Origin of the sequence: Phytohabitans maris (assembly GCF_031085175.1) — a bacterium.
Lineage (GTDB): Bacteria > Actinomycetota > Actinomycetes > Mycobacteriales > Micromonosporaceae > Phytohabitans > Phytohabitans maris.
This window is the reverse complement of sequence record NZ_JAVHUY010000040.1, coordinates 77,214-97,750: the sequence shown is the minus strand read 5'-3', so window position 1 is coordinate 97,750 and position 20,537 is coordinate 77,214. Positions and strand designations below refer to the sequence as shown.

20 protein-coding genes are annotated in these 20,537 nt (G+C 72.4%); 9 read left to right on the top strand and 11 right to left on the bottom strand.

What is annotated here, in order from left to right; all coding sequences use genetic code 11:
* Window positions 1–668, bottom strand: a 668-nt coding sequence (locus RB614_RS33090; RefSeq protein ID WP_308716624.1) for an amidohydrolase family protein, incomplete at its 3' end; no start/stop codon positions are given.
* Window positions 665–2,131, bottom strand: coding sequence for a flavin-containing monooxygenase (locus tag RB614_RS33085; protein ID WP_308716623.1), 1,467 nt, complete (start codon window positions 2,129–2,131; stop codon window positions 665–667). The genes RB614_RS33090 and RB614_RS33085, both read right to left, overlap by 4 nt.
* 182 nt (window positions 2,132–2,313) lie before the next feature.
* Here RB614_RS33085 and RB614_RS33080 point away from each other — a divergent pair, with 182 nt between their 5' ends.
* Together RB614_RS33080 and RB614_RS33075 are read left to right on the top strand one after the other, a co-directional pair.
* On the top strand, window positions 2,314–4,779 hold the full coding sequence (locus RB614_RS33080) for a CaiB/BaiF CoA transferase family protein (protein ID WP_308716622.1): 2,466 nt from the start codon (window positions 2,314–2,316) through the stop codon (window positions 4,777–4,779).
* Between the two features lie 3 nt (window positions 4,780–4,782).
* Window positions 4,783–4,938: a hypothetical protein gene (locus RB614_RS33075; RefSeq protein WP_308716621.1), complete on the top strand. Its 156-nt coding sequence runs from the start codon at window positions 4,783–4,785 to the stop codon at window positions 4,936–4,938.
* A gap of 27 nt (window positions 4,939–4,965) precedes the next feature.
* Here RB614_RS33075 and RB614_RS33070 read toward each other — a convergent pair whose 3' ends face one another.
* A complete protein-coding gene (locus RB614_RS33070) occupies window positions 4,966–5,505 on the bottom strand; it encodes a hypothetical protein (protein WP_308716620.1) in 540 nt (179 codons plus the stop codon).
* A 660-nt stretch (window positions 5,506–6,165) separates the two neighbouring features.
* On the opposite strand from RB614_RS33070, the gene RB614_RS33065 reads away from it, so the two are divergent.
* Complete coding sequence (locus tag RB614_RS33065) at window positions 6,166–7,812, top strand: hypothetical protein (protein WP_308716619.1); 1,647 nt, start codon at window positions 6,166–6,168, stop codon at window positions 7,810–7,812.
* 48 nt (window positions 7,813–7,860) lie between these two features.
* Here RB614_RS33065 and RB614_RS33060 read toward each other — a convergent pair whose 3' ends face one another.
* Together RB614_RS33060 and RB614_RS33055 are read right to left on the bottom strand one after the other, a co-directional pair.
* Window positions 7,861–8,670: an SDR family NAD(P)-dependent oxidoreductase gene (locus tag RB614_RS33060; RefSeq protein ID WP_308716627.1), complete on the bottom strand. Its 810-nt coding sequence runs from the start codon at window positions 8,668–8,670 to the stop codon at window positions 7,861–7,863.
* Between the two features lie 31 nt (window positions 8,671–8,701).
* Window positions 8,702–9,661 carry a cyclase family protein gene (locus RB614_RS33055; protein WP_308716618.1) on the bottom strand — a complete coding sequence of 320 codons (960 nt, stop codon included), beginning with the start codon at window positions 9,659–9,661 and terminating at the stop codon, window positions 8,702–8,704.
* A 65-nt stretch (window positions 9,662–9,726) separates the two neighbouring features.
* Here RB614_RS33055 and RB614_RS33050 point away from each other — a divergent pair, with 65 nt between their 5' ends.
* The 3 genes from RB614_RS33050 to RB614_RS33040 are packed head-to-tail and all read left to right on the top strand — an operon-like array spanning window position 9,727 to window position 12,998.
* A complete protein-coding gene (locus RB614_RS33050; protein ID WP_308716617.1) occupies window positions 9,727–10,905 on the top strand; it encodes an acyl-CoA dehydrogenase family protein in 1,179 nt (392 codons plus the stop codon).
* A 9-nt stretch (window positions 10,906–10,914) separates the two neighbouring features.
* Window positions 10,915–12,060, top strand: a complete 1,146-nt coding sequence (locus RB614_RS33045; protein ID WP_308716616.1) for an acyl-CoA dehydrogenase family protein — start codon at window positions 10,915–10,917, stop codon at window positions 12,058–12,060.
* Window positions 12,061–12,062: 2 nt separating this feature from the next.
* Window positions 12,063–12,998 (top strand): quinone oxidoreductase family protein, encoded by a 936-nt coding sequence (locus RB614_RS33040; protein ID WP_308716615.1) that lies wholly within the window; start codon window positions 12,063–12,065, stop codon window positions 12,996–12,998.
* An 11-nt stretch (window positions 12,999–13,009) separates the two neighbouring features.
* Here RB614_RS33040 and RB614_RS33035 read toward each other — a convergent pair whose 3' ends face one another.
* The 3 genes from RB614_RS33035 to RB614_RS33025 all read right to left on the bottom strand — a co-directional run bounded on the left by RB614_RS33035 (window position 13,010) and on the right by RB614_RS33025 (window position 15,132).
* The gene (locus RB614_RS33035) at window positions 13,010–13,414 is read right to left on the bottom strand and encodes a hotdog family protein (RefSeq protein ID WP_308716614.1); all 405 of its coding nucleotides are present in this window, start codon (window positions 13,412–13,414) and stop codon (window positions 13,010–13,012) included.
* A 90-nt stretch (window positions 13,415–13,504) separates the two neighbouring features.
* Window positions 13,505–14,017 (bottom strand): FAS1-like dehydratase domain-containing protein, encoded by a 513-nt coding sequence (locus RB614_RS33030; RefSeq protein WP_308716613.1) that lies wholly within the window; start codon window positions 14,015–14,017, stop codon window positions 13,505–13,507.
* Window positions 14,014–15,132 carry an NAD-dependent epimerase/dehydratase family protein gene (locus tag RB614_RS33025; protein ID WP_308716612.1) on the bottom strand — a complete coding sequence of 373 codons (1,119 nt, stop codon included), beginning with the start codon at window positions 15,130–15,132 and terminating at the stop codon, window positions 14,014–14,016. The genes RB614_RS33030 and RB614_RS33025 overlap by 4 nt, the downstream gene beginning before the upstream one ends.
* A 51-nt stretch (window positions 15,133–15,183) precedes the next feature.
* Between RB614_RS33025 and RB614_RS33020 the strand changes: the two genes are divergently transcribed.
* Entirely contained in the window at window positions 15,184–15,936 is a 753-nt protein-coding gene (locus RB614_RS33020; RefSeq protein WP_308716611.1) for an SDR family NAD(P)-dependent oxidoreductase, read from the top strand.
* 89 nt (window positions 15,937–16,025) lie between these two features.
* On the opposite strand, the gene RB614_RS33015 is transcribed toward RB614_RS33020, so the two are convergent.
* Genes RB614_RS33015 through RB614_RS33005 form a run of 3 tightly spaced genes read right to left on the bottom strand, consistent with a single transcriptional unit; the run spans window position 16,026 to window position 19,034 of the window.
* Window positions 16,026–16,913, bottom strand: a complete 888-nt coding sequence (locus tag RB614_RS33015; protein ID WP_308716610.1) for an enoyl-CoA hydratase — start codon at window positions 16,911–16,913, stop codon at window positions 16,026–16,028.
* A gap of 43 nt (window positions 16,914–16,956) precedes the next feature.
* Window positions 16,957–17,430: an alpha/beta fold hydrolase gene (locus RB614_RS33010; RefSeq protein ID WP_308716609.1), complete on the bottom strand. Its 474-nt coding sequence runs from the start codon at window positions 17,428–17,430 to the stop codon at window positions 16,957–16,959.
* Between the two features lie 2 nt (window positions 17,431–17,432).
* Window positions 17,433–19,034 (bottom strand): FAD-dependent oxidoreductase, encoded by a 1,602-nt coding sequence (locus tag RB614_RS33005; protein ID WP_308716608.1) that lies wholly within the window; start codon window positions 19,032–19,034, stop codon window positions 17,433–17,435.
* Window positions 19,035–19,121: 87 nt separating this feature from the next.
* Here RB614_RS33005 and RB614_RS33000 point away from each other — a divergent pair, with 87 nt between their 5' ends.
* Both RB614_RS33000 and RB614_RS32995 read left to right on the top strand, forming a co-directional pair.
* Window positions 19,122–20,330 carry a cytochrome P450 gene (locus RB614_RS33000; RefSeq protein WP_308716607.1) on the top strand — a complete coding sequence of 403 codons (1,209 nt, stop codon included), beginning with the start codon at window positions 19,122–19,124 and terminating at the stop codon, window positions 20,328–20,330.
* 3 nt (window positions 20,331–20,333) lie between these two features.
* On the top strand, window positions 20,334–20,525 hold the full coding sequence (locus tag RB614_RS32995; protein ID WP_308716606.1) for a ferredoxin: 192 nt from the start codon (window positions 20,334–20,336) through the stop codon (window positions 20,523–20,525).
* Window positions 20,526–20,537 lie beyond the last annotated feature (12 nt).

Genomic DNA, 20,537 nt, shown 5'->3' with positions numbered 1-20,537 from the left:
TCCACGAGGGCGTACACGGTGTCGGTGATGGAGGGGAAGGGGTACGGCTCGCGCACGAAGCAGGGCAGGGCCGACGCCTTGACCGCGACGTTGGGGAGCTTGGCCAGCGGCAGCAGCGGCTCGACCGCGGTGCGCAGCGGCACCTCGTCGCTATCGACCGCGAGGTGGTCCACCGTGATCCGCAGCGCCGGGAAGGACTCGGCGAGGTCGCGGATCTCGGTGTGCAGCCGCGGGGCGTAGAGGCTCAGCGGCACCCCGTACCGTTCCATCGTGGCGAAGAAGCCGGACGCGAGCGCCCGGTCGAGCTGCTGGCGGGTGTCGCCGCGGTTGACCGACAGCCGGACGCCGAGCATGCCGGTGCGCTGCCGCCAGCCGGCCAGCCGTTCGACGTCGGCCGGGTCGTGGGCAGCGACCCGGCACAGCGCGCCGAACCGGTCCGGCGCCGCGGCCGCCGCCGCCAGCACGTAGTCGTTGCGCGAGCCCTCCCAGGTCGGGGGCACGAGCAGGCAGCGGTGGACGCCGGCCTGGGCCATCCGCTCGGTCAGCTCCGGTACGCCGAGCGGTGGTACCCGCTGGGGTGGGATCTCCGCCGGCGGCCAGGGGCGCTCGGGCGTCGACTCCTTCCAGACGTGGACCTGCGCGTCGGTGATCCGGTACCCGGTGGTCATCGCGCCTCTCCGGCGGCGGCGGGCGCGGCGACCGGGTAGGTGTCGAAGTCGGCGACGTCCAGCGTGGCGTACTGGTCGGCGTGCTGCTGCCGGGTGAACGGCCAGATGATCGGCGTGCCGGCCTGGTCGGTGTACCAGTTGTCGCACAGCGAGTAGGTGGTGCCCGGCAGCGCCGCCCGGATCCGGTCGCAGAACTCCTTCGTGGCGCGCTCGGTCGGTGCCAGGGCCTTCCCGGTGGTGCGGATGACCTCGAAGACCTTCATCAGGTAGCCGACCTCGTCGCGCAGGCTGGTCGGGATCGCGACCGAGTTGACCGGGGCGAACGGGCCGTTGAGCAGGAAGAAGTTCGGCATGCCCGGCAGGGCGACGCCGCGGTAGGAGTAGACGCCGTCGTTCCAGAGCTGGTCGACGGTCACACCGTCCGGACCGATGACGTTCATCGGGCGCATGTACGCGTGGGTGTCGAAGCCGGTCGCGTAGACGATCACGTCGAGCGGGTGCAGCGTGCCGGACTCGTCGACGATGCCATCCGGTTCGACCCGCTGGATGCCGCCGAAGACGCACTCGACGTTGTCCCGCTGGACCACCTGGTAGTAGTCGGGCGACTTGGGGATCCGCTTGCAGCCGGGCGGCTCGGTGGGGGTGAGCCTGGCGCGCAGCTCCTCGTCGGGGATCTGCTCGCGCAGGACGCGATAGAACTGTTCGGCCATCTGCTCGCGGTCGGGGCCGGGCACGAGCCGCCAGGTCTCGGTGCCGTCGGTCTTCAGCCGGAGCCGGCTCATCCGCCAGTCCCAGTACCGGACGAGTGCCGGGACGCGCAGCAGCAGCCGCTCGACCACCGAGATCCGGGGGTTCGGCTTGACGATGATCCACTGCGGGGTACGGATGAAGTGCCGCACCTGGTGGCCGCGGTTGCCCATCTCGCTGACGATCTGGATGCCGCTGGAGCCGGTGCCGACCACGCCGATCCGCTTGCCTTCGAGGGAGACGGAGTGGTCCCAGGCGGAGGAGTGGAACGCCGCGCCGGCGAAGCCGTCCATGCCGGGCAGCCGCGGCAGCCGCGGCACGCGCAGGAAGCCGGTGGCGGCCACGACCACGTCGTACGTCTCGGTGGCGCCGCCGGCGACCGTGACGTCCCAGCGCCCGTCGCGGTACTTCGCGGAGGTGACCTCGGTGTCGAACCGGATCCGGGGCGTGATGCCCGCCTCGTCGGCGAAGTCGACGAGGTAGCGGCGGACCTCGGTGCCGGGGGCGTAGCGGCGTGACCAGAACGTCTTGCGCGCGAACGGGAACTCGTAGCTGCGCGTGATGACGTCGACGTGCAGCCCGGGGTACGTGTTGTCGTGCCAGGTCCCGCCCGCGCCCGGTCGCTTCTCGTAGATCGTGTACTCGATCCCCGCCCTATCGAGGTGGTAGCCGAGGAAGAGACCCGACATGCCGGCCCCGATGATGGCGACCTTCATCCGCTACCGCCTCCACCTAACTTGTGTTGGTCACGACATACTAACACCATCTTGTTGTGCTACAACGCCGGCAATGGTGTTCTGCGTCTCCGTACCCGCTGCCAGCCGCCCCGCACGGCCCGTCTTTTTATTATGGTCACAGTTGTGTTCGCAAGCATGGAGTAGCTAGCATCATTGCCACTATGGATGATGCTTCCGTTCCCGCTCCGCTGGCCGGTCTGCGCGTGCTGGACCTGTCCCGCGTCGTCTCCGGGCCCTTCGCCTCACAGCTCCTCTCCGACCTGGGGGCCGAGGTGATCCGGGTCCAGGCCATTCCGGCCGAGAAGGGCGCGCGGCACATCGACCCGACGACCCTGAGCGAGGAGGAGGCGTTCTCCTGGGGGTTGAGCCGCAACAAGCACTCGGTGAGCATCGACCTCAAGAGCGACCAGGGCCGGGAGCTGTTCCAGCGCCTGGTCTCGGTGGCGGACGTCGTGTTCGACAACTTCCGCCCCGGGGTGATGGCCCGGCTCGGCCTGGACCGCGCTTCGCTCGTCGCGCACAACCCGCAGATCATCACCTGCTCGCTCACCGGGTTCGGCCAGTCCGGCCCGTGGGCGACGATGCCCGCGTACGACCCGATCGTGCAGGCGATGTCCGGCGCCATGAACTACACCCGGCTCGACGACGACGGCGCGCCGGTCCGCTGGGGGATCCCGATCGGCGACCTGTTCGCCGGCGTCTTCTGCGGGATCGGCACGATGGCCGCCGTCCTGCACCGCGACCGCACCGGCGAAGGTCAGCACGTCGACGTCTCCATGCTCGACGTCATGCTGGCCACGAACACCTACCGGGTCCCGCAGGCCCTCACGTTCGGCCAGGAGCCGCGCAGCTCGCCGTTCGAGGGCGGGCAGGGCACCGTGCCCTTCGGCAACTTCAAGTGCCGCGACGGGTGGCTCGCCATCTGCATCAGCCAGCGCGCCTGGAAGGCGGCCTGCGACATCCTCGGCCTTCCCGAGCTCGCCGCCGACGAACGGTTCCACACCAACCTCGCCCGCCACGCCCACCGCGACGAGCTGATCGCGATCCTCCAGCGCGCCTTCGCCCGGCACAGCGCCGACGAGCTGCAGACCGCCTTCATGAACGCCGGTGTGGTGGCCGGCAAGGTGCTGACCATCGGCGAGGTCTTCGACCACCCGCAGGTCCTGGCCCGGGGGATGGCGGTCGAGGTCTCCGACGACACCGGCCGCAGCGCGACCGTCGCCGGCGACCCGCTCAAGTTCAGCGACCCGACCACCTGGCGCGCCCCCAGCCGCACCGGAGCCGACACGGCCGCCGTACTCTCCTCCCTGCTCGGGCTCACCGCCGCCGAGATCGTGGCGCTCGCCGACGCCGGCGTGGTCTACGCGCCCCGCGAGGCCGGCGGCGCGCTGGCCCCGTCGCCGTACACGCCGCTTCCGCGAACGGAACCGCCGGCTCCCGGCAGCCATGGCGGGTCGATCGGCCGCGCGCTGGACGGCACCGTCGTGCTCGAGCTCAACGGCGACGAACCGAGCAAGTGCTTCGCCGCCCAGCTCCTGGCCGACCTCGGGGCCCGGGTCATCCGGGTCGACCGGCCCGCCGGCCAGGTGGTCGAGCCGTACCCGAACCCGGAGCGCGAGGCGTCGTTTCGCTTCGGCCTCAACCGGGGCAAGGAGAGCGTGACCGCCGACCTCAAGACGCCGGACGGCCTCGCGCTGTTCCGCGCCATGGTGTGCCACGCGGACGTCGTGCTGGACAACTACCGGCCCGGGGTGCTGCGCCGCCTCGGCATCGACATGGAGGCGCTGCACGAGGTCAACCCGCGGGTGCTCTCCTGCTCCATCACGGGTTTCGGGCACACCGGGCCGTGGAGCCAGTTCCCCGCGTTCGACAACGCCATCCAGGCCCTCGGCGGCGGGATGAGCCTCACCGTCGACCACACCCGGCCGGACACGCCCGTGCGCTGGGGCAACCCGATCGGCGGCCTGACCGGCGCGCTGTTCGCGACCCTGGGGGTGCTCGCCGCCCTTCGCGTCCGGGAACGGAGCCAGGTCGCCAAGCGGATCGACATCGGCCTGCTCGACGCCCAGGTCGCCCTGCTCTCCTACCGCGTACCGCAGGCGGTCACGCTCGGCCGGCCGTTCTTTCCCGAGCCGCGCCGCGGCGGGAGCGGGTCGCTGCCCTTCGGTGTCTTCAAGACCGCCGACGACCGGTGGTTCACGATGTGCATCACGCCGCAGTTCTGGCCGACGTTCTGCAAGGTGGTCGGCGCCCCGGAGTGGGAGAACGACCCGAAGTTCGCCACCGAGCCGCTGCGCCGCGAGAACGAGGACCTGCTCAACACGTTGCTGGAGCAGCGGATGCTGACCCGTACGGCCGGGCAGTGGCGCGAGACGTTCTTCGCGTACAAGCTGCCCGGCGCGGTCGTGGTCGACATCCGCTCCGCGTTCAGCCACGAGCAGGTGCTGGCCCGCGGCATGCGGGTCACGATCCCCGACGGGCGGCGGCCCGGCGGCGTCGAGGTCGCCGGCTTCCCCGTCAAGTTCTCCGCGGCCGGCAGCGCACCGGCCGCACCGGCGCCCCTGCCCGGAGAGGACACCGCCCGCGTCGCCGAGGAGGTCGGGTACACCGGCTTCGTCCTCAGCTAGCCCGTGCGGTCCCTGGCCGTCCCCGTCCCGGCGCGGATCCAAGCCGGCTTCGACACCGACCCGGCGACCGTCACCTGGGTCCTCGCCGCGTACCCGCTGTCCGCGTCGGTGGCGAGCCCGCCGCCGGCTCCGGCGGCAGCGCCGACCCCGCGTCGCTGAGCGGCGCGGGGTGAGGGCGGACCCGGGTCAGCCGGCGGTGCGGGCGGGCTCCTGGACCGGCGCGTCGCCGAACAGCTCGTTGAGCTTGGCGCGGGCGAGCTCGAGCCGCTTGGCGTACTCGTTTCGCTCGGCCTTGACGCGCTCGAGGTCGGCGTCGCGGCGCTTGCGCGGCACCGACGCCGGCTCGATGTGGGCGGTCGCGAACTCCCAGAGCTCGCGCACCAGCGCCTTCGCCAGCAGGTCGTAGTCGATGACCAGCTCGCCGTCGGCGGCCGCGGTGGTCACCGCGGCGACCGGGACCCGCGCCGAGCGCGGCGTGCCGGCGTCGGCGCTGTCGCCGGCCTGGACGCCGGGGCTGATCCGGTAGGTCCGCTTGCCACGGATGTCGCGCACGATCTCGCCGTCGTGGTCCATCGCCGCGATGAGCTGGATGAACGCCACGGACGAGCCCTCGTACGAGATCGCGTCCTTCAGTACGCTCGTGGCGAGGCCGGACGGGTCCTCGACCGGCCCGTGCTTCGCCAGGTACTGCTGGATTCGAGTCCGCGCCGTGCGATCACGCGCCACGGTCCACCTACCCCAGTGTTAGTCGATGCTCGGTTGTCACCTTGCATTGCTTCTTCCCAAAACACGACTATAGCGCACCCACAACAGTTGGGCACGCCGGTAGTCGTCAAGGATCATGGGAGTAACACTAGAAGGATCTTCGGGGGCCTATCCTCCGGCGGACCGGTGACGCTGCGCCGCGGACCTCCTTACTAATGGTGGGACATGACAATCGGCGGTCGGTGTCCGAACGCCCGGGGTCCGTGGGCGCGCCCCCTGGCCAGTGCCCGGACGTCAGGAGCCGGATCGTGCGGCGGGACGCGGCCCGGCGGAGTCAACGCGGACGCCAGCGCGAGCAACGCCTGCCAGGTAACAGGGGAATGTCCGTCGAGTTTGCTATGTGACGGGGAAATGTCGAATCCGCGGCAGTCGACAATCGCGCTGATCCGCACCGCGGTGTCGAGGACCAGGTCGCGCCAGGCGAGGTAACCCTCCACGTCGTCCGCCGGCGGAGGCTCGGGGAGCAGCTTTGCAGCATGCTTAGCCAGTGCTACTGCACGACGCATGTTAAGCACTCCGTTCCTCCGGTTCAACTTTGTAACCCCCGTCACGCCACCGTAAGCGGTACGTGGCGGCGCGTCAAGCGATGCTATTGACAATGTCCCGTAGACTTTGGGCACTATGACGAGCAACTCCGAGGACACGATCTCCACCGCGCTGGAGCGGCTGGCCCTGACTCTCGGCGAGAGCGGAGCGGTGCCGGTGCCCGAGCTCGTGCGGGCGCTGGAGCGCGCGGCCGAGCGGCTGCGCACCCGCACCGTCAGCGAAGAGCTCCCCACCGACCTGGTGACCCAGGCGGAGGCCGCCCGCGCGATCGGGGTGAGCCGTCAAGCGGTCAACCAGTGGGTCCGCAACGGCACCTTGCGCTCGTACGTGCGGGCCGGTGCGAGCGGCCGCTACGGCCCCGAGGTGTCCCTGGCCGAGGTCGCCATCGCGGCCAACCGCCGCTCGCGCGAGGTCCCGTTCGCGCAGGGCCGCCGCCGCGAGCTGCTCGACTTCCTCGGCCTCGTCGAGCGGGACTCGACCGCCTCGATCGCCCGCGACATCCGCGAGTCCATCGAGGACGACTCGTTCTCCGGCCGGTCGCACGACCAGCTGCGGGTCCTGCGCGAGTTCGTCATCGCCTCGATGGGCGTCGGCGACCAGCAGCACGAGTTCAACGCGGCCGGGGTCAAGCTGCTGGCCGACCTGGATCCGCGCTTCGAGGTCGACCGCACCAGCCCGTTCGGCCGGCTCGCCGAGTCGCTCGGGCTGGTGATCAGGTCGGCGCACGGGGCGGCCGGGTTCGACTCCCCCGCCACCGCCGTGCTGGGCCTGCTCGGCAGCGCCACCGTCGGCGCGCTCTACGACGGCGACGACGCCGACTGCGGCCGCGCGATCGCCCGGGCCGCCCGGGAGGTGTGGGGAGAGGACTGGCCACTGCGGCTGTACGACGTCGCTTTCCACGTGGGTCAACTGCGCCCGACACCGCTGACCCGGTACACGGCTTCGCTCACCTACCTGGACAACAACCGCTTCCTGCGCCAGGCCCAGTCCTCCGGCGTCACCATCGCGTACGCCCGGGGTCCCGGCGTGATCCTGCCGCAGCGGTTCTACGGCGCGCCGATCCTGCGTGACATCCTCGACGGGCGCCGCGACGACTCGACCACGTGGTGGTTCTCCCCGAGGGCGGCCACGACCGGCCGCCCCAATCAGCTGCCCAGCGGCGAGAGCCCGTTCCGCGCCTTCCACTACGAGCACGGGCTTCTGGACACCACCATCCACGGCATCCGGCGCTACTGCTTCCCAGCCGTCGACGCCGGCCAGGAGCTGCGCTCGTACGCGCGGTCGCTGTCGGCGCCGGAGCGCAAGACGTATCTACAGTGCGCCGTCGACACGCTGGCCCGCACCCTCGGCCAGACGCACATCGAGCTCGGCGTCATCGACGAGCTGGAGCACTTCGACTGGTGGAAGGACCACATCATCCGGGCCTCGCCGCGGGAGATCCTGATCGGTCTACGCGACGAACGCGCCCGCCGTACCGCGCACGCGCTGCTGGTGGAGACGAGCCTGCTGCCCGAGGTCGTGGAGGCGGCCGACTCCGACGGCTCGCTCCGCGACCGGCTGCGCATCTACGTCAAGAACCTCGAGTTCGACGTGATCGACGCCCGCTACCGCGACGACATCCGGCGCGGTGTCGCGCGGGTCGTCAAGCCCGGCGGGCAGGCCCTGTCCCACGGCGAGAGCCTGGAACTCGCCCGGACGCTGATCCGCGACTTCATGCGCTGAGCGGCGGCCCGACCTCCGGAGAGAGCCCCAGGAGAGGGGCTCGCGGTCTCAGGAAGGGGACTCGCAGTTGAAGACGACGCCGGCGCCGCCGTCGACGACCAGCGTCTGGCCGGTCACGTGTCCGGCCAGCGGCGAGGAGAAGAAGAGCAGGGCGCCGGCCACGTCCGGTGGGTAGCCCAGCTTGCGCAGCGGCGTCCGCTCGACGTTGGCCCGCACCAGCTCGTCGGTCCACTTCGGATTCCCCTGGGACCGCGGGGTGCGGATGACGCCGGGCGCGACCGCGTTGACCCGGATCCCGTCCGGCCCGAGCTCCACCGCCGCCGTCCGTACCAGCGACATCAGCGCCGCCTTGGCCGCGCCGTACGCGCCGAGGCCGGGCGCGCTCAGCAGCCCGGCGGCCGAGGCGACGAACGTCAGCGCGCCGCCGGTGCCCAGCGCCCGCCACTGCTCGGTCGCGTACTGGATCGCCAGGTAGGCGTGGCGCAGGACGATGTCGTGGTGGAACGCCCAGTCGTCGTCGGTGTACTCGACCACCGGCTTGGCACGGGCGAGGCCCACGATGTCGATCACACCGTCGAGCCGGCCCTTCGCCGCCACCACGTCCGCGAAGAGCCGCCGCACGTCCGCCCGGGAGGTGATGTCGCCGTTCCACGCGATGCCCTTGACCTCGCCGGCCACCGCCTCCGCGCGGGCGGCGTCGAGGTCGACGCAGACCACCGTCGCGCCGAAGGCCGCCAAGGCGTGGGCGGACTGCTGCCCCATCCCGTTGCCGGCGCCGAGGACCACGTGCACCTGGTCGTCGAGGCGCATCAGCGCGGTGTAGTCGGGGATCAGATCGGCCGGCGGTTCGTCCTTCATCGTCACCCAGGCATCGTACACAACTAGAACATTACTTGATAGCGATCGGGTTCAGCGGCGAACCGACCGCGCCGGTGATCGTGAGCGGTGGCGCGGTGAGGAAGAACTCGTAGACCCCGTCGGCGGCGCAGTCGGCGGCGAGCGCGTCGAGGTCCCAGATCTCGCCGATCAGCACGCCGGCGTTGACCAGCAGCACGACGTGTACCGGATGCCGCACGTCCACCGACTCGAACGGGATGACCTCGAGGCCCCAGGTGTCGGTCGCGACCGCCGCGACGCCGCGGGGGCACAGGAAGTCACAGGCGCCGAGGCCAAGCCCGGGTGCGGGCCCGGCGACGAAGTCGCCCCAGGCTTCCTGGGCGCGCCGGCGCGCCAGGTGGCCGGTGCGCACCAGCACGATGTCGCCCGCGCCGACCTCGACACCCGCCGCCTCCGCGCAGGCCGCGAGGTCCTCGGCCTGGATCGCCTCGCCCGGATCGAGGTAGGGGCGCTGGTGGAACCGCGCCAGGTCCAGCAGCACGCCCCGTCCGACCAGGCGGTCGGCCATCGCGGTGATGCTGTTGCGCAGCGCGCCGGCGCTGGTGACCGTCTCCGGGCCGCGGTCGTTGTAGGTGCGGCCGTCGTGGAACACGTGGCAGAACGCGTCCCACTGGGTGGCCGACTGCAGCGCCATGTAGACCGCGTCGTCGGTCGACTGCATGCCGCGCCCGGCGTTCTCCCAGTCCGCGAGCAGGTCGCCGCCGTGGCGGAACATCACGTGCTGCGGGTTGACCCGGGCCTTGCGGCCGCTCTGCGGGCCGTCCCGATCCATCGGGATGGCGAGCGAGAACGTGGCGCCGCGGCGGATCAGCCCGGCCGCGGCGCGGATCCGGTCCGCCGTGAGGTGGTTGACGTGGCCGAGCTCGTCGTCCGGTCCCCAGCGGCCCCAGGTGCGGTGCCGCCGCGCGATCCCGTGCACCTCGTCCGCGGTGTACTCCCGGCGGTTGATCACGACATCATCATATCTGCGAGACCAGTCACAGCCATCCGACCATAGTAGTGACATAATTGGCGGCCATGAGCATCGACGCGGAGGAGGTCGCGGCGCTCGCCCGCGACGTCGTGCGGAGCCACCCGCCCCGGGCGGTACCTGTCCCCCAGCTCATGGGTGCCTGGTACGACGTCGGCCTCACCTGGTTGCACTTTCCGGTCGGCCTGGGCGGCCTGGACGCGCCGCGCACCCTCCAGCGGGCGGCGAACCGCGTGCTGATCGAGGCCGGTGGCCCCGAGCCGCGCACCGTCAACACCGTCGGGTACGGGATCGTCGCCGGCACGATCGTCCGGTACGCGCCGCGGGAGCTGGCCGCCCGGTGGCTGCGCCCGCTGGCCACCGGCGAGGAGCTGTGGTGCCAGCTGTTCAGCGAGCCGGGCGCCGGGTCCGACCTCGCGGGCCTGGCCACCCGGGCGGTCCGGGACGGCGACGAGTGGGTGGTCAACGGGCAGAAGGTGTGGACCAGCCTGGCCCACCTGTCCCGCTGGGCGGTCCTGCTCGCCCGCACCGACCCGGACGTACCCAAGCACAAGGGCCTGACGTACTTCGTCGCCGACCTGCACGCGCCCGGGGTGCGGGTCCGGCCGCTGCGCCAGCTCACCGGCCGCGCCCAGTTCAACGAGGTGTTCCTGGACGACGTACGGATCCCCGACGCGCACCGGCTCGGCGACGTGGGGCGCGGCTGGCAGGTCTCGATGAGCACGCTCTCCGACGAGCGGCTCTCCCTCGGCGACCGGGTAACCGCCCGCGGCACCGGCCCGATCGGCGACGCGCTGGCGCTGTGGGCGAGCCGGCCGCGGGCGCACACGCCGGTGGCCCGCGAGCGGCTGGCCCGGCTCTGGCTGCGCGCCGAGGCGCAGCGGCTGACCGTGGAGCGGGCGAAGGTGGGCGCGGCCAAGGGCGTCTTCGGGCCGGAGGCGGCGATCGCCAAGCTGGTCGGGTCGGAGCTGAGCCAGCACGTGTACGAGTTCTGCGTGGAGCTGCTCGGCCCCGAGGGCGCGCTGTACGAGTCGTACGACTCCGACCTCGGCGACGACGAGGGCCCCACGACGTACCAGCGCAAGTACCTGCGTTCCCGGGCCGCGACGATCGAGGGCGGCACCTCCGAGATCCTCCGCAACGTCCTGGGCGAGCGCGTGCTCAAGTTGCCCCCCGACACCCGTACCGACAAGGACATCCCGTGGCGCGACGTACCCCGTTCGTAGGTGACGCAGATGGCTGAGTTCGAGTTCACCGAGGACCTGGACGACCTGCGCGCCATGGTCCGCAAGTTCTGCGCGGAGTTCTCACCGGAGCCGGTCGTACGCGCCACGATGGAGACCGAGGCCGGCTACGACGCCGAGCTGTGGCGCCGGCTCGGCACGGAGCTCGGCGTGCTGGGGCTGGCGGTCGACGAGGAGTTCGGCGGCGCCGGCGCGGGCCTGGTGGCGCAGGCGGTGGCGGTCGAGGAGATGGGCGCGGCGCTGGTCTGCGGCCCGGTGGTCGGCACGCTCGCCCTGGCGATCCCCCTGCTCTCGGCGGCCGGCGACGACGCCACCCGGCGGGCGTACCTGCCGGATCTCGTCGACGGCGGGCGGACCGCCACGGTGGCGGCGCCGTTGACCGGCGGCACCTTCGACGCCGCGGCGGTCACCGTCGCGGCGAAGGCGGAAGGCGACGGGTGGAAGGCGGAAGGCGACGGCTGGGTCGTCAGCGGGCGGGTGGAGTTCGTTCCCGACGGCGCCGCCGCCGACCTGCTGCTGGTCGCCGCCCGCACCGACCACGGCGTCGCCCTGTTCGCGGTCGACGCCGCCGCCGACGGGGTACGCCGGGAGCCGCTGGCCACGCTCGACCTGACCCGCCGGCAGGCGGTGGTGGAGTTCTCCGGTGCCCCGGCGAGGCTGATCGCCGGGGAGAAGCGGGCGCTGGCGGCCCTGGCGCACGCGGCGCGGGTCGGCGCGGTGCTGCTCGCCGCCGAGCAGGTCGGCGGCGGCCGGGCGATGCTCGACCGGACCGTGGAGCACGTCACCGGCCGGTACCAGTTCGGCCGTCCGCTCGGGTCGTTCCAGGCGGTGAAGCACCGCTGCGCCGACATGCTGGTAGCGGTGGAGCAGGCGCGCTCGGCCGCGTACCACGGCGCGTGGGCGTTGCAGGACGGCACCGACGACCCGCAGCTGGCGGCGAGCATCGCCAAGGCGGTCGCGTCGGAGGCGTACACGCGGGTGGCCGCGGCGGCGATCCAGTTGCACGGCGGGATCGGGTTCACCTGGGAGCACCCGGCCCACCTGTACTTCAAGCGGGCGACCGCCGACAGCCTGACGCTGGGCACGGTCGCGCAGCACGTCGATCTCGTCGCCGGCATCGCGCTGGACCGGGACTAGCCGTGCGGGCGGTCCGGTTCGACGCGTTCGGCGGTCCGGAGGTGCTGCGGGTCGTCGAGCTGCCCGAGCCGCACCCCGGGCCGGGCGAGGTGCGGATCCGGGTACGGGCGGCCACGGTCAACCCGACCGACCTGCTGACCCGCTCGGGCATACGGGGGAAGGTGACCCGCGGCGTCCGGCTGCCGTACACGCTGGGCATGGAAGCGGCCGGCGAGGTGGACGAGGTCGGCGACGGGGTGGAGCTGGCGGTCGGCGACCGCGTCATGGCGCTCACGCTCCCGTTCGGTCCGCACGGCGGCGCCTACGCCGAGCACGTCGTGGTGCCCCGCCCCCAGGTGGTCGCTGTCCCGGCCGGGATGCCGGCGGTGGAGGCGGCGACGATCCCGATGAACGGGCTGACCGCGGTGCTGGCCGTCGAGGCGCTGCCGGCAACGGCGGGCGCCTGGGTCGGGGTCACCGGCGCGGCCGGCTGCGTAGGCGGGTACGCGGTCCAGCTCGCCGTCGCCGCCGGCCTGCGCGTCGTGGCGGACGCCGCCCCGGCCGACGAGGCGCTGGTCCGGTCGCTCGGCGCCCACGCCGTGGTCGAGCGGGGCGACGGCGTGTCCACGCGCTTCCGCGCGGTCGCCCCGGGCGGCCTGGCCGGGCTCGTCGACGCCTCGACCCAGCAGGGCCGGCTGGTACCGGCGCTCGCCGACCGCGGCACGCTGATCCTGCTGCGCGCGTGGGACAGCGCCCCGGGGCGGGACATCCGCTCGCGGTTCGTCACGGTCGTCGAGGCCCTGGACCGGCCGGAGCTGCTGGTGCGCCTGCGCGACCTGGCCGAGCGGGGCGTGCTCACCCCGCGGGTCGCGACGACCCTCCCCGCCGAGCGGGCCCCCGAGGCACACCGGCTGGTGGCCGGCGGCGGCGTCCGGGGGCGCGTGGTCCTGACCTTCTAGGGAGGAGCCTTTCAGCCGCGCCCCGGCAGCGTCACCGTCGCCGTCCCCGACGCCAGCGTGGCGCCTTCGGCGTCCTCGATCCAGACGTCCAGGTCCGCCTCCTCGCCACGGATCGCGGTCACACGACCGAAGGGCGCGAACTCGACGTCCTTGAGCTGCGGGCCGGTGAACCGCAGGGCCACCGAGACGATGCGGCCGTCGCCGGCGAGCCAGTCGCGCAGCAGGTTGTGCACATAGGACCATTGCAGCCGGCCCATGCCGATCGCCCCCGGATATCCGGCCGCGCGCCCCTCGGCGTCGTCCATGTGGATCGGGACGAACTCGTCGTTGACCGCGGCGAAGCGGTTCCACTCGGCGAAGCCGGCCCTACGAAACCCGGTGGTGAACGTCTCGCCGACCCGCGCGTCGCGGTTCATCCGGTCCCCTCCTTCGGACGGCACCGCCGCCGGTAGCGGATCCTTCGACGGCGCCGCCGTCAGTCGCGGATCCTTCGGACGGCGCCGCCGTCAGTAGCGGATCGAGGTGTCGCGGCCGGTGCGGACGGTCTCGCCGCGCTGGTTGGTCCAGGCGACCTCGGTGACGGTGATGAGCATCCGGCCCAGCCGGCCGGTGCGCTCGCGGTACTCCCCGAGCCGGGTGACCGAGGTGATGACGTCCGCGGGACGCATCGGTACGCCGTACACGGCTTCGGTGCCGCCGTTGATCTGGTGGCGCAGCCCGGGACCGGGGATGCCGATGGCCTTTTCGAGCCGGTCGGGGTCGCGCCGTTCGGGCCGGATCGCGGGCTTCATCTGGTCGGCCACCAGCCAGGCGAACGGGTTGAACTCGGCCGGCGCGGCGATGCCGCCACGCTCCCGGTCGGCGAAGTCGGCGTCCCAGAACTCGCGCGGCGGATCCTCCGGATAGTAGACGGCCACCGCCCACCGGCGGATGTCCGAGGCCGAGATGGGAAACGACACCCGCCAGTCGACGACCTCGCCGAGCGCGGCCCGCATCCGGTCGGAGACGTACGACGTCATCGCGCGCGGTGGTCCGCACCACCGGCCGCCTTCGGATGCGGGTACGGGTGGGCGACCCCCACCGCCGCCGGCTGCCGCGCCCGGAGCCCGGCGGTCGCCGACCGGTACTCCGCCAGCACGCGATCCTCCTCGGCGTAGTCGAAGGTGTCGGCCAGGCGCCGGGTGACGGTCCCGTCCGGCGGGTGCTCCAGGTACCAGCGGACCGTGTCCCGCAGCGCCTCGACCGCCGGCACCGCCTCCGCGTACCCCAGGCGCTCGACCGCCTTGCCGACGCTCACCAGCCCGTGGGCGGTGTGCGGCACCGGGAAGAGGGCACGCCCCGGGCCGGCCAGGTCGAACGGCAGCGACACCTGCTCGATCTCGCGACCGGCCGCCGCGGCGGTCAGCTGGATCCACTGCGCGAGGCTGTACTGGTGCAGGTCGGCCACGTTGAACACCTCGCCGGCCGCCGGCTCGGGCCGGTCGACCGCGGTCAGCAGGAACGCCGCCGCGTTGCGCGCGGCGCAGCGGGTCAGCAGGGTCAGGCCGCTGTCCGGGACGATGATGTGCCGGCGGCCGTCGAGCACCCGGCGGATGACCGACCACTCGCGCGGATAGAGCTGCCGCGGGCCGTAGATCGACGGATACCGCAACAGGGTGGCGCTGAACGCTCCCGCGCGGTGCAGGCCGAGCACGTGCCGCTCCGCGCGGTGGATCAGGTCCGAGAAACGGGTACCGGCTGACTCGTCGCCGCTGCCCCGCCGCGCGGCGGCGCCCTCCTCGGCCAGCAGGGCCATGCCGTGCGGCCACACCCGCTCCGGCTCGTGGTAGCCCGGGTACACCGGCAGCCCGCTGACCGCGACGAAGCGCTCCGTCGCACCCGCCAACGCGTCGGCCACGTGCCGCAGGCGGCCGTAGGTGGCCACGGCGAGGTCGAAGCGTCGCGGCCCCAGCGCCGCCGTGATCGGCTCCCGGAAGTGCGGGTCGGCGTGGATGTGCTCGACCGTGGCCAGCTCGGGCAGCTCGTGCGTACCCCGGTGCAGGACGGCGACGTCCCAGCCGCGCGCCAGGAGGCCGTCGACGATGTGTGGCCCGGTCGGACCGGTGCCGCCGACCACGAGCGCGGTGCCACTCACGAGCACCACAGTAGCACCTTAGGCAGCTTCTAATGATGTTAGGGTCGGTGGATGCGTCGCTTCACCGATCGGGTCGTACTGGTCACCGGGGCGACCAGCGGGCTGGGCCGGGCCTGCGCCCTCCGGCTCGCCGGCGAGGGGGCCGCCGTGGTGGTGACCGGACGCCGCGAGCACCTCTGCGCCGAGGTGGCGGCCGAGGTCGAGGAGCGCGGCGGGCGGGCGCTCGCCCTGGCCGCCGACGTCACCGACCCGGACACCGCCACGCGCGTCGTCGCCGCCGCCCTCGACGCCTTCGGCCGCCTGGACGGCGCGGTCAACAACGCCGGCGTGAGCCCGGCTCCGGTGCCCGCGGCCGGCTATCCCGACGACCTCTGGCGCTCCACATTCGACCTCAACGTCGACGCCCTTTTCCGGTGCATGCGCGCCGAGCTGGCCCACATGGTCCCGGCCGGCGCGGGCTCGATCGTCAACGTCGCCTCGTACGCGGCCGCGGTCGTGCGGGTGCGCGGCATCGCCTCGTACACGGCCGCCAAGCACGCGGTCGTCGGCATGACCAAGGCCGCCGCCCGGGACCACGCGGCGGACGGGGTGCGGGTCAACGCGGTCGGCCCCGGCCACATGCGCACCCCCATGATCGACCGCCTGCTCGATCCGGACGGCGAGGCGCGGCTGCGGGCGCGGATCCCGATGGGGCGCATCGCCGACCCCGCCGAGGTCGCCGCGGCCGTGGCGTTCATGCTCTCCGACGACGCGTCCTTCGTCACCGGCCAGTTGCTGGTCGTCGACGGCGGCCTGTCGATCTGAGCCACCTGCCGGGCGTTCCCGCGCCGCCTCGGCGTCTTCTACACCGCCGGACGATGGACCGGAACACCCGCCACGGCCGTCGCCGGTCTTCACTGCGTCGTCTTCTGCTTCTTCCACGGGACGGCGCCGTCCTCGACCGTCGCATGTGGAACGCCGCCCTCGTGTAGCTCGGCCCAGTGGGCGTGGGTGATCTGGTGGAGGCTGAAGGCGGCCTGCAGCGAGTTGTGGAAGCCCTGGTTGTCGAGGGTCTGGTTGACCGACTCTTTGATCATCAATGCGGTCATCGTCGGGCGCTTGGCGACCTCCTGGGCGTACCGCAGGGTCTCCTCCTCCAGGCGGTCGCGGGCGACGACGCGGTTGACCATGCCGATGCGCCGCGCCTCGTGGGCGTCCATCGTCTCGGCGAGCAGCAGCATCTCCTTCGCCCGGCGCGGGCCGAACTCCCACGGGTGCCCGAAGTACTCGACGCCGCACATGCCCAGCCGGGTGCCGACCGGGTCGCAGAAGGTCGCGTCGTCCGCGGCGACGATCAGGTCGCAGGCCCACATGAGCATGAGACCCGCGGCGAACACCGGGCCCTGGACCTGGGCAACGGTGATCTTGCGCAGGTTTCGCCAGCGGAGGGTGTTCTGGTAGAAGTAGTGGTGCTCCTGGAGCATCCGTTTCTCGACGCTCGCCCGCGTCGCGCCGTTGACGGCGAAGGACGGATGGAAGTCGGGAGAGTCCGGATCCCGCTCGGCCTGCCGGTCCGGGGTGCTCGCGCTCAGCATGTCGTGGCCGGAGGAGAACGACTTGCCCGCACCGGCGAGGATGACCACGCGGACCTGGTCGTCCCGCTCGGCCCGGGCGAAGGCTTCGTCGACCTCCACGAGCAGGCCGCGGTTCTGCGCGTTGCGGTACTGCGGCCGGTTCATCGTGATCCGGGCGACGCGCCCCTCGTCCAGCTCCTCGTACGTGATGTATCGGTAGTCGGCCATGCTCCCTCTCCAATGGTGAACTCGTACACGATAGTGGGCACCGTCAGAGCCCGGTGAAGAACGCGCGCAGGTCCGCGACCAGCAGCTCGGGCAGTTCAAGGGCGGCGAAGTGACCGGCGTTGGCGCTGAGCTGGGCCTCTTCCTCCGGGGTCACCCGTCCATCGCGCGGGCGCAGGCCGCTGACCAGCAGGGTCAGGTGCAGTCCGGTGACGCGGTCCGGCCGCTGGCGGGCGATTTCGGTCGAGACCACCGATCCCCAGTCGGTGCCGTGCGCGCCGAAGCGCTCGTACCCGAGGGCCGCCATCAAATGTAGCCAGGCGCCGCCGATCCGGCCGGCGTGCCAGCCGCGTCGCGTGGTGGGGCCGCTCCAGCCGTAGCCGGGCATCGAGGGTGCCACGACGTGGAAGGCGTCTGCCGGGCTGCCGCCGTGGGCGGTCGGTCGGGTCCTGCTCGGCCGGTCGCGCAGGTCGTCGAGGACCGCGTCCTCGACGTGGACCTCGAACGGCGCGACGGTCATGCTCACGCCTCCAGCCGCGACGCGGCGAGGAGTTCCGGGACGGTGACGAGCTTCCTGCGGGGCCGGGACTCCGCGCGCCCCCGGCGCTTCTCCGCCACGTCGATGCGGGTCCACGCCGCCTTGTCGACCAGATCGGGAAGCCGCGCCGAGAGCAGTGCCGCCAGCTCCGCCCCGCCCTTCGGCGGGTCGGCCAGCCGTTCCGCCGAGAAGTCGTGCAGCAGGCTGTCGACGGTCTCCTCGGCGTCGTGCTTGTTGGTGCCGATGATGCCGCGGGGTCCGCGCTTGATCCAGCCGCAGCAGTAGACGCCGGGGACGTCGAGGCCGGTCGCCGGGTCGATGACCTTGCCCGCGTCGTTGGGCAGCGTCCCCATGACCTCGTCGAAGGGCAGCCCCGGCACCGGGCGCCCGCGGTAGCCGATCGCGCGCAGCACCAGCGAGGCTTCGACGGTCTCGGTGCCGCCGTCGGCGCGCCGGAAGGTCACCGACTCCGCCCGGCCGTCGCCGTTGACCGACACGGGTTCGAGCCCGTAGCGGAAGCGGATCGTCCGGGACCCGGCCGGCGTCGCACGCTCCGCGGCCCGCCGCACGATGGTGTACCGCTGGTCGGCCGCCGGATGCTCCGGTACCTCGGCCGGGGAGGCGACGACAGCCACGTCCGGCAGCCGTTCCAGGGCCATCAGCTCGCCCAGGGTGTAGGCCGCGTGCTCGGCGCCCCGGCGGGCGGTGACGACGACCTCGCAGACCCCGCTGGCCTGGAACGCCTCGATCGCGTGGTCGGCCATCTCGGTGGTCGTGAAGACCTCGGCCGGCCGCAGGAGCGTACGGGCCACGTCGAGGGCGACGTTGCCGTTGCCGATGACCACGGCGCGCTTTCCGGTGAGGTCGAACTTCTGGTCCGCGTGCTCGGGGTGGCCGTTGTACCAGCCCACGAACTCCCGCGCCGAGTGGCAGCCGGCCAGATCCTCACCCGGGATGCCGAGACGCCGGTCGTCCGGCGCTCCCCCGGCCCACAACACGGCGTGGTGGTACTCGAGGAGTTCCTCGATGGTGACGTCCTCGCCCACCTCGACGTTGAAGAAGCACTGGACGTTGGCGCGGCCGAGGATGCCCGCGAACCGCTCGCCCACCTTCTTCGTGTTGGGATGGTCGGGCGCCACCCCCGCCCGGACCAGGCCGAACGGCGTCGGCAGGCGTTCGAGGAGCGAGACGGTGACACCGGCGATCTCGCTGAGCGCCCCGGCGGCGTAGCACGCGGCGGGTCCCGAGCCGACGATCGCCACCCGGAGCGCGGGGCGCCGCTCGGGCAGCACCCGGCGGGTGAAGGCCGGCGGACCGACACCCGCCAGGGGGTTGGTGGCGAAGTAGTCCGCGTTGATCGGCAGGTAGTCGGCCAGCTCCTCGGGCAGGTCCCACTCGGAGTGGATGGCGTCGACCGGGCACTCGTCCAGGCACGCGCCGCAGTCGATGCAGGTGGCCGGGTCGATGTAGAGCTGCTCGGTGTTGGTGAAGTCCGGGTCGCCCGGACGCGGCCGGATGCACTGGACCGGGCAGACCGGGATGCAGGAACCGTCGTTGCAGCAGCCCTGCGTGATCACGTAGGTCATGAGTGGTATCTCTCTTGGCACGCCAACACCGTTGAGACATAATAGCGCAACACAACAATGACAAGAGTAGGGCGAAGGGAGAACGCCGTGGCCGCAGGACCGGACACCGTCGTCACCGACTTCGACCACCATTCGGAGGCGTTCGCCCAGCGCCCGTTCGAGGTGCTGACCGAGCTGCGCGAGCGCGCTCCGGTGGCCTGGTCCACGGCGCACGACGGGTTCTGGGTGGTGACCGGCCACCAGGAGTGCGTGGACGGCTTCGCGGACTACGCGACGTTCTCCTCCAGCGCCGGCCCGGCCATCCCGGTGAACCCCTTCGGCCCCCGGCACATCCCGGTCGCGCTCGACCCGCCGGAGCACGGCATGTACCGCCGCGTGCTCAACGAGTGGTACAGCAAGGCCGCCATCGCCCGGCGCGAACCCGAGATCCGCGCCCTGGTCGAGGGCATCGTCCGCGACCTCGCCGCCCGCGGCAGCTGGGACTTCGTGCCGGACCTGGCCAACGTCTCGCCGGGCGCGGTGACCCTGGGGATCCTCGGCTGGGACCCGGGCCGCCGCCGGGAGCTGCTCGACGTGATGTCCCGCGCGCTGCGCGGCCAGGGCAGCAAGGACCCCGAGGTAGTCGCGCGGAACGCCGAGGGCAACCGGTGGATCCGCGAGCAGATCCTGGCCGAGGCGCGGGACCGCCGGACGGACCCGCGCGACGACCTCATGACCGTGCTGGCGACCGAGCCCATCGCCGGCGGGCGCACTCTGACCGACGAGGAGATCTGCGACACCGTCGTACTCCTGCTGCTCGCCGGCTTCCACACCACCAGCGGCGCGCTGACCTCGCTCCTGGTCCACCTGGAGCGGCACCCGGACATGCGCCGCGGCCTGGAGCGGGACCACGACCTGATCCCCGACGCCATCGAGGAGATCGTCCGGATCTACTCGCCGGCCACCGCCCACGCCCGGATCGTGACCCGGGACGTGGAGCTGGGCGGCGTCTGGATGCGCGAGGGCGACTGGACGCTCTTCGTCAACATGGCCGCCAACCACGATCCGGCCGCGTTCGACGACCCGGACGAGGTGCGTCTGGGCCGGGACCGGGCCAAGAGCGTGGCCTTCGGCTGGGGCGTACACCGCTGCCTCGGCCTGCACCTGGCCCGGCTGATCCTGCGCCTGGAGGTCGAGGCCGTGCTCGACCTGCTCCCCGGCTACCGGATCGACCTCGACCGCGTGGTCCGCTCCGACCACATGGGCATCGGCTACGTCTACCTGTCCGTCCCGGCACATCTACCACAGGAGGCCTGAGCCATGAAGGTCACCGTCGACCCGGAGCTCTGCGAGGGCAACGCGGTCTGCGAGGCGCTGGCGCCGGAGGTGTTCGCGGTCGGAAACGACTGGCAGGCGAAGGTGCTGGCGCCCGAGGTACCCGACGCGGACCGGGAGCTCGTGCGGCGCGCGGCGGAGAGCTGCCCCCGCCTGGCGATCATGTTGACCGGCTAGCCCAATCGTGCT

Bases quoted from the DNA above. Each gene is read 5' to 3' on its own strand.
- RB614_RS33050 (WP_308716617.1), top strand. From the start codon at position 9,727: ATGAGCATCGACGCGGAGGAGGTCGCGGCGCTCGCCCGCGACGTCGTG.
- RB614_RS33045 (WP_308716616.1), top strand. From the start codon at position 10,915: ATGGCTGAGTTCGAGTTCACCGAGGACCTGGACGACCTGCGCGCCATG.
- RB614_RS33065 (WP_308716619.1), top strand. From the start codon at position 6,166: ATGACGAGCAACTCCGAGGACACGATCTCCACCGCGCTGGAGCGGCTG.
- RB614_RS33060 (WP_308716627.1), bottom strand. From the start codon at position 8,670: ATGAAGGACGAACCGCCGGCCGATCTGATCCCCGACTACACCGCGCTG.
- RB614_RS33085 (WP_308716623.1), bottom strand. From the start codon at position 2,131: ATGAAGGTCGCCATCATCGGGGCCGGCATGTCGGGTCTCTTCCTCGGC.
- RB614_RS33030 (WP_308716613.1), bottom strand. From the start codon at position 14,017: ATGACGTCGTACGTCTCCGACCGGATGCGGGCCGCGCTCGGCGAGGTC.
- RB614_RS33005 (WP_308716608.1), bottom strand. From the start codon at position 19,034: ATGACCTACGTGATCACGCAGGGCTGCTGCAACGACGGTTCCTGCATC.
- RB614_RS33020 (WP_308716611.1), top strand. From the start codon at position 15,184: ATGCGTCGCTTCACCGATCGGGTCGTACTGGTCACCGGGGCGACCAGC.
- RB614_RS33010 (WP_308716609.1), bottom strand. From the start codon at position 17,430: ATGACCGTCGCGCCGTTCGAGGTCCACGTCGAGGACGCGGTCCTCGAC.
- RB614_RS32995 (WP_308716606.1), top strand. From the start codon at position 20,334: ATGAAGGTCACCGTCGACCCGGAGCTCTGCGAGGGCAACGCGGTCTGC.
- RB614_RS33035 (WP_308716614.1), bottom strand. From the start codon at position 13,414: ATGAACCGCGACGCGCGGGTCGGCGAGACGTTCACCACCGGGTTTCGT.
- RB614_RS33080 (WP_308716622.1), top strand. From the start codon at position 2,314: ATGGATGATGCTTCCGTTCCCGCTCCGCTGGCCGGTCTGCGCGTGCTG.
- RB614_RS33015 (WP_308716610.1), bottom strand. From the start codon at position 16,913: ATGGCCGACTACCGATACATCACGTACGAGGAGCTGGACGAGGGGCGC.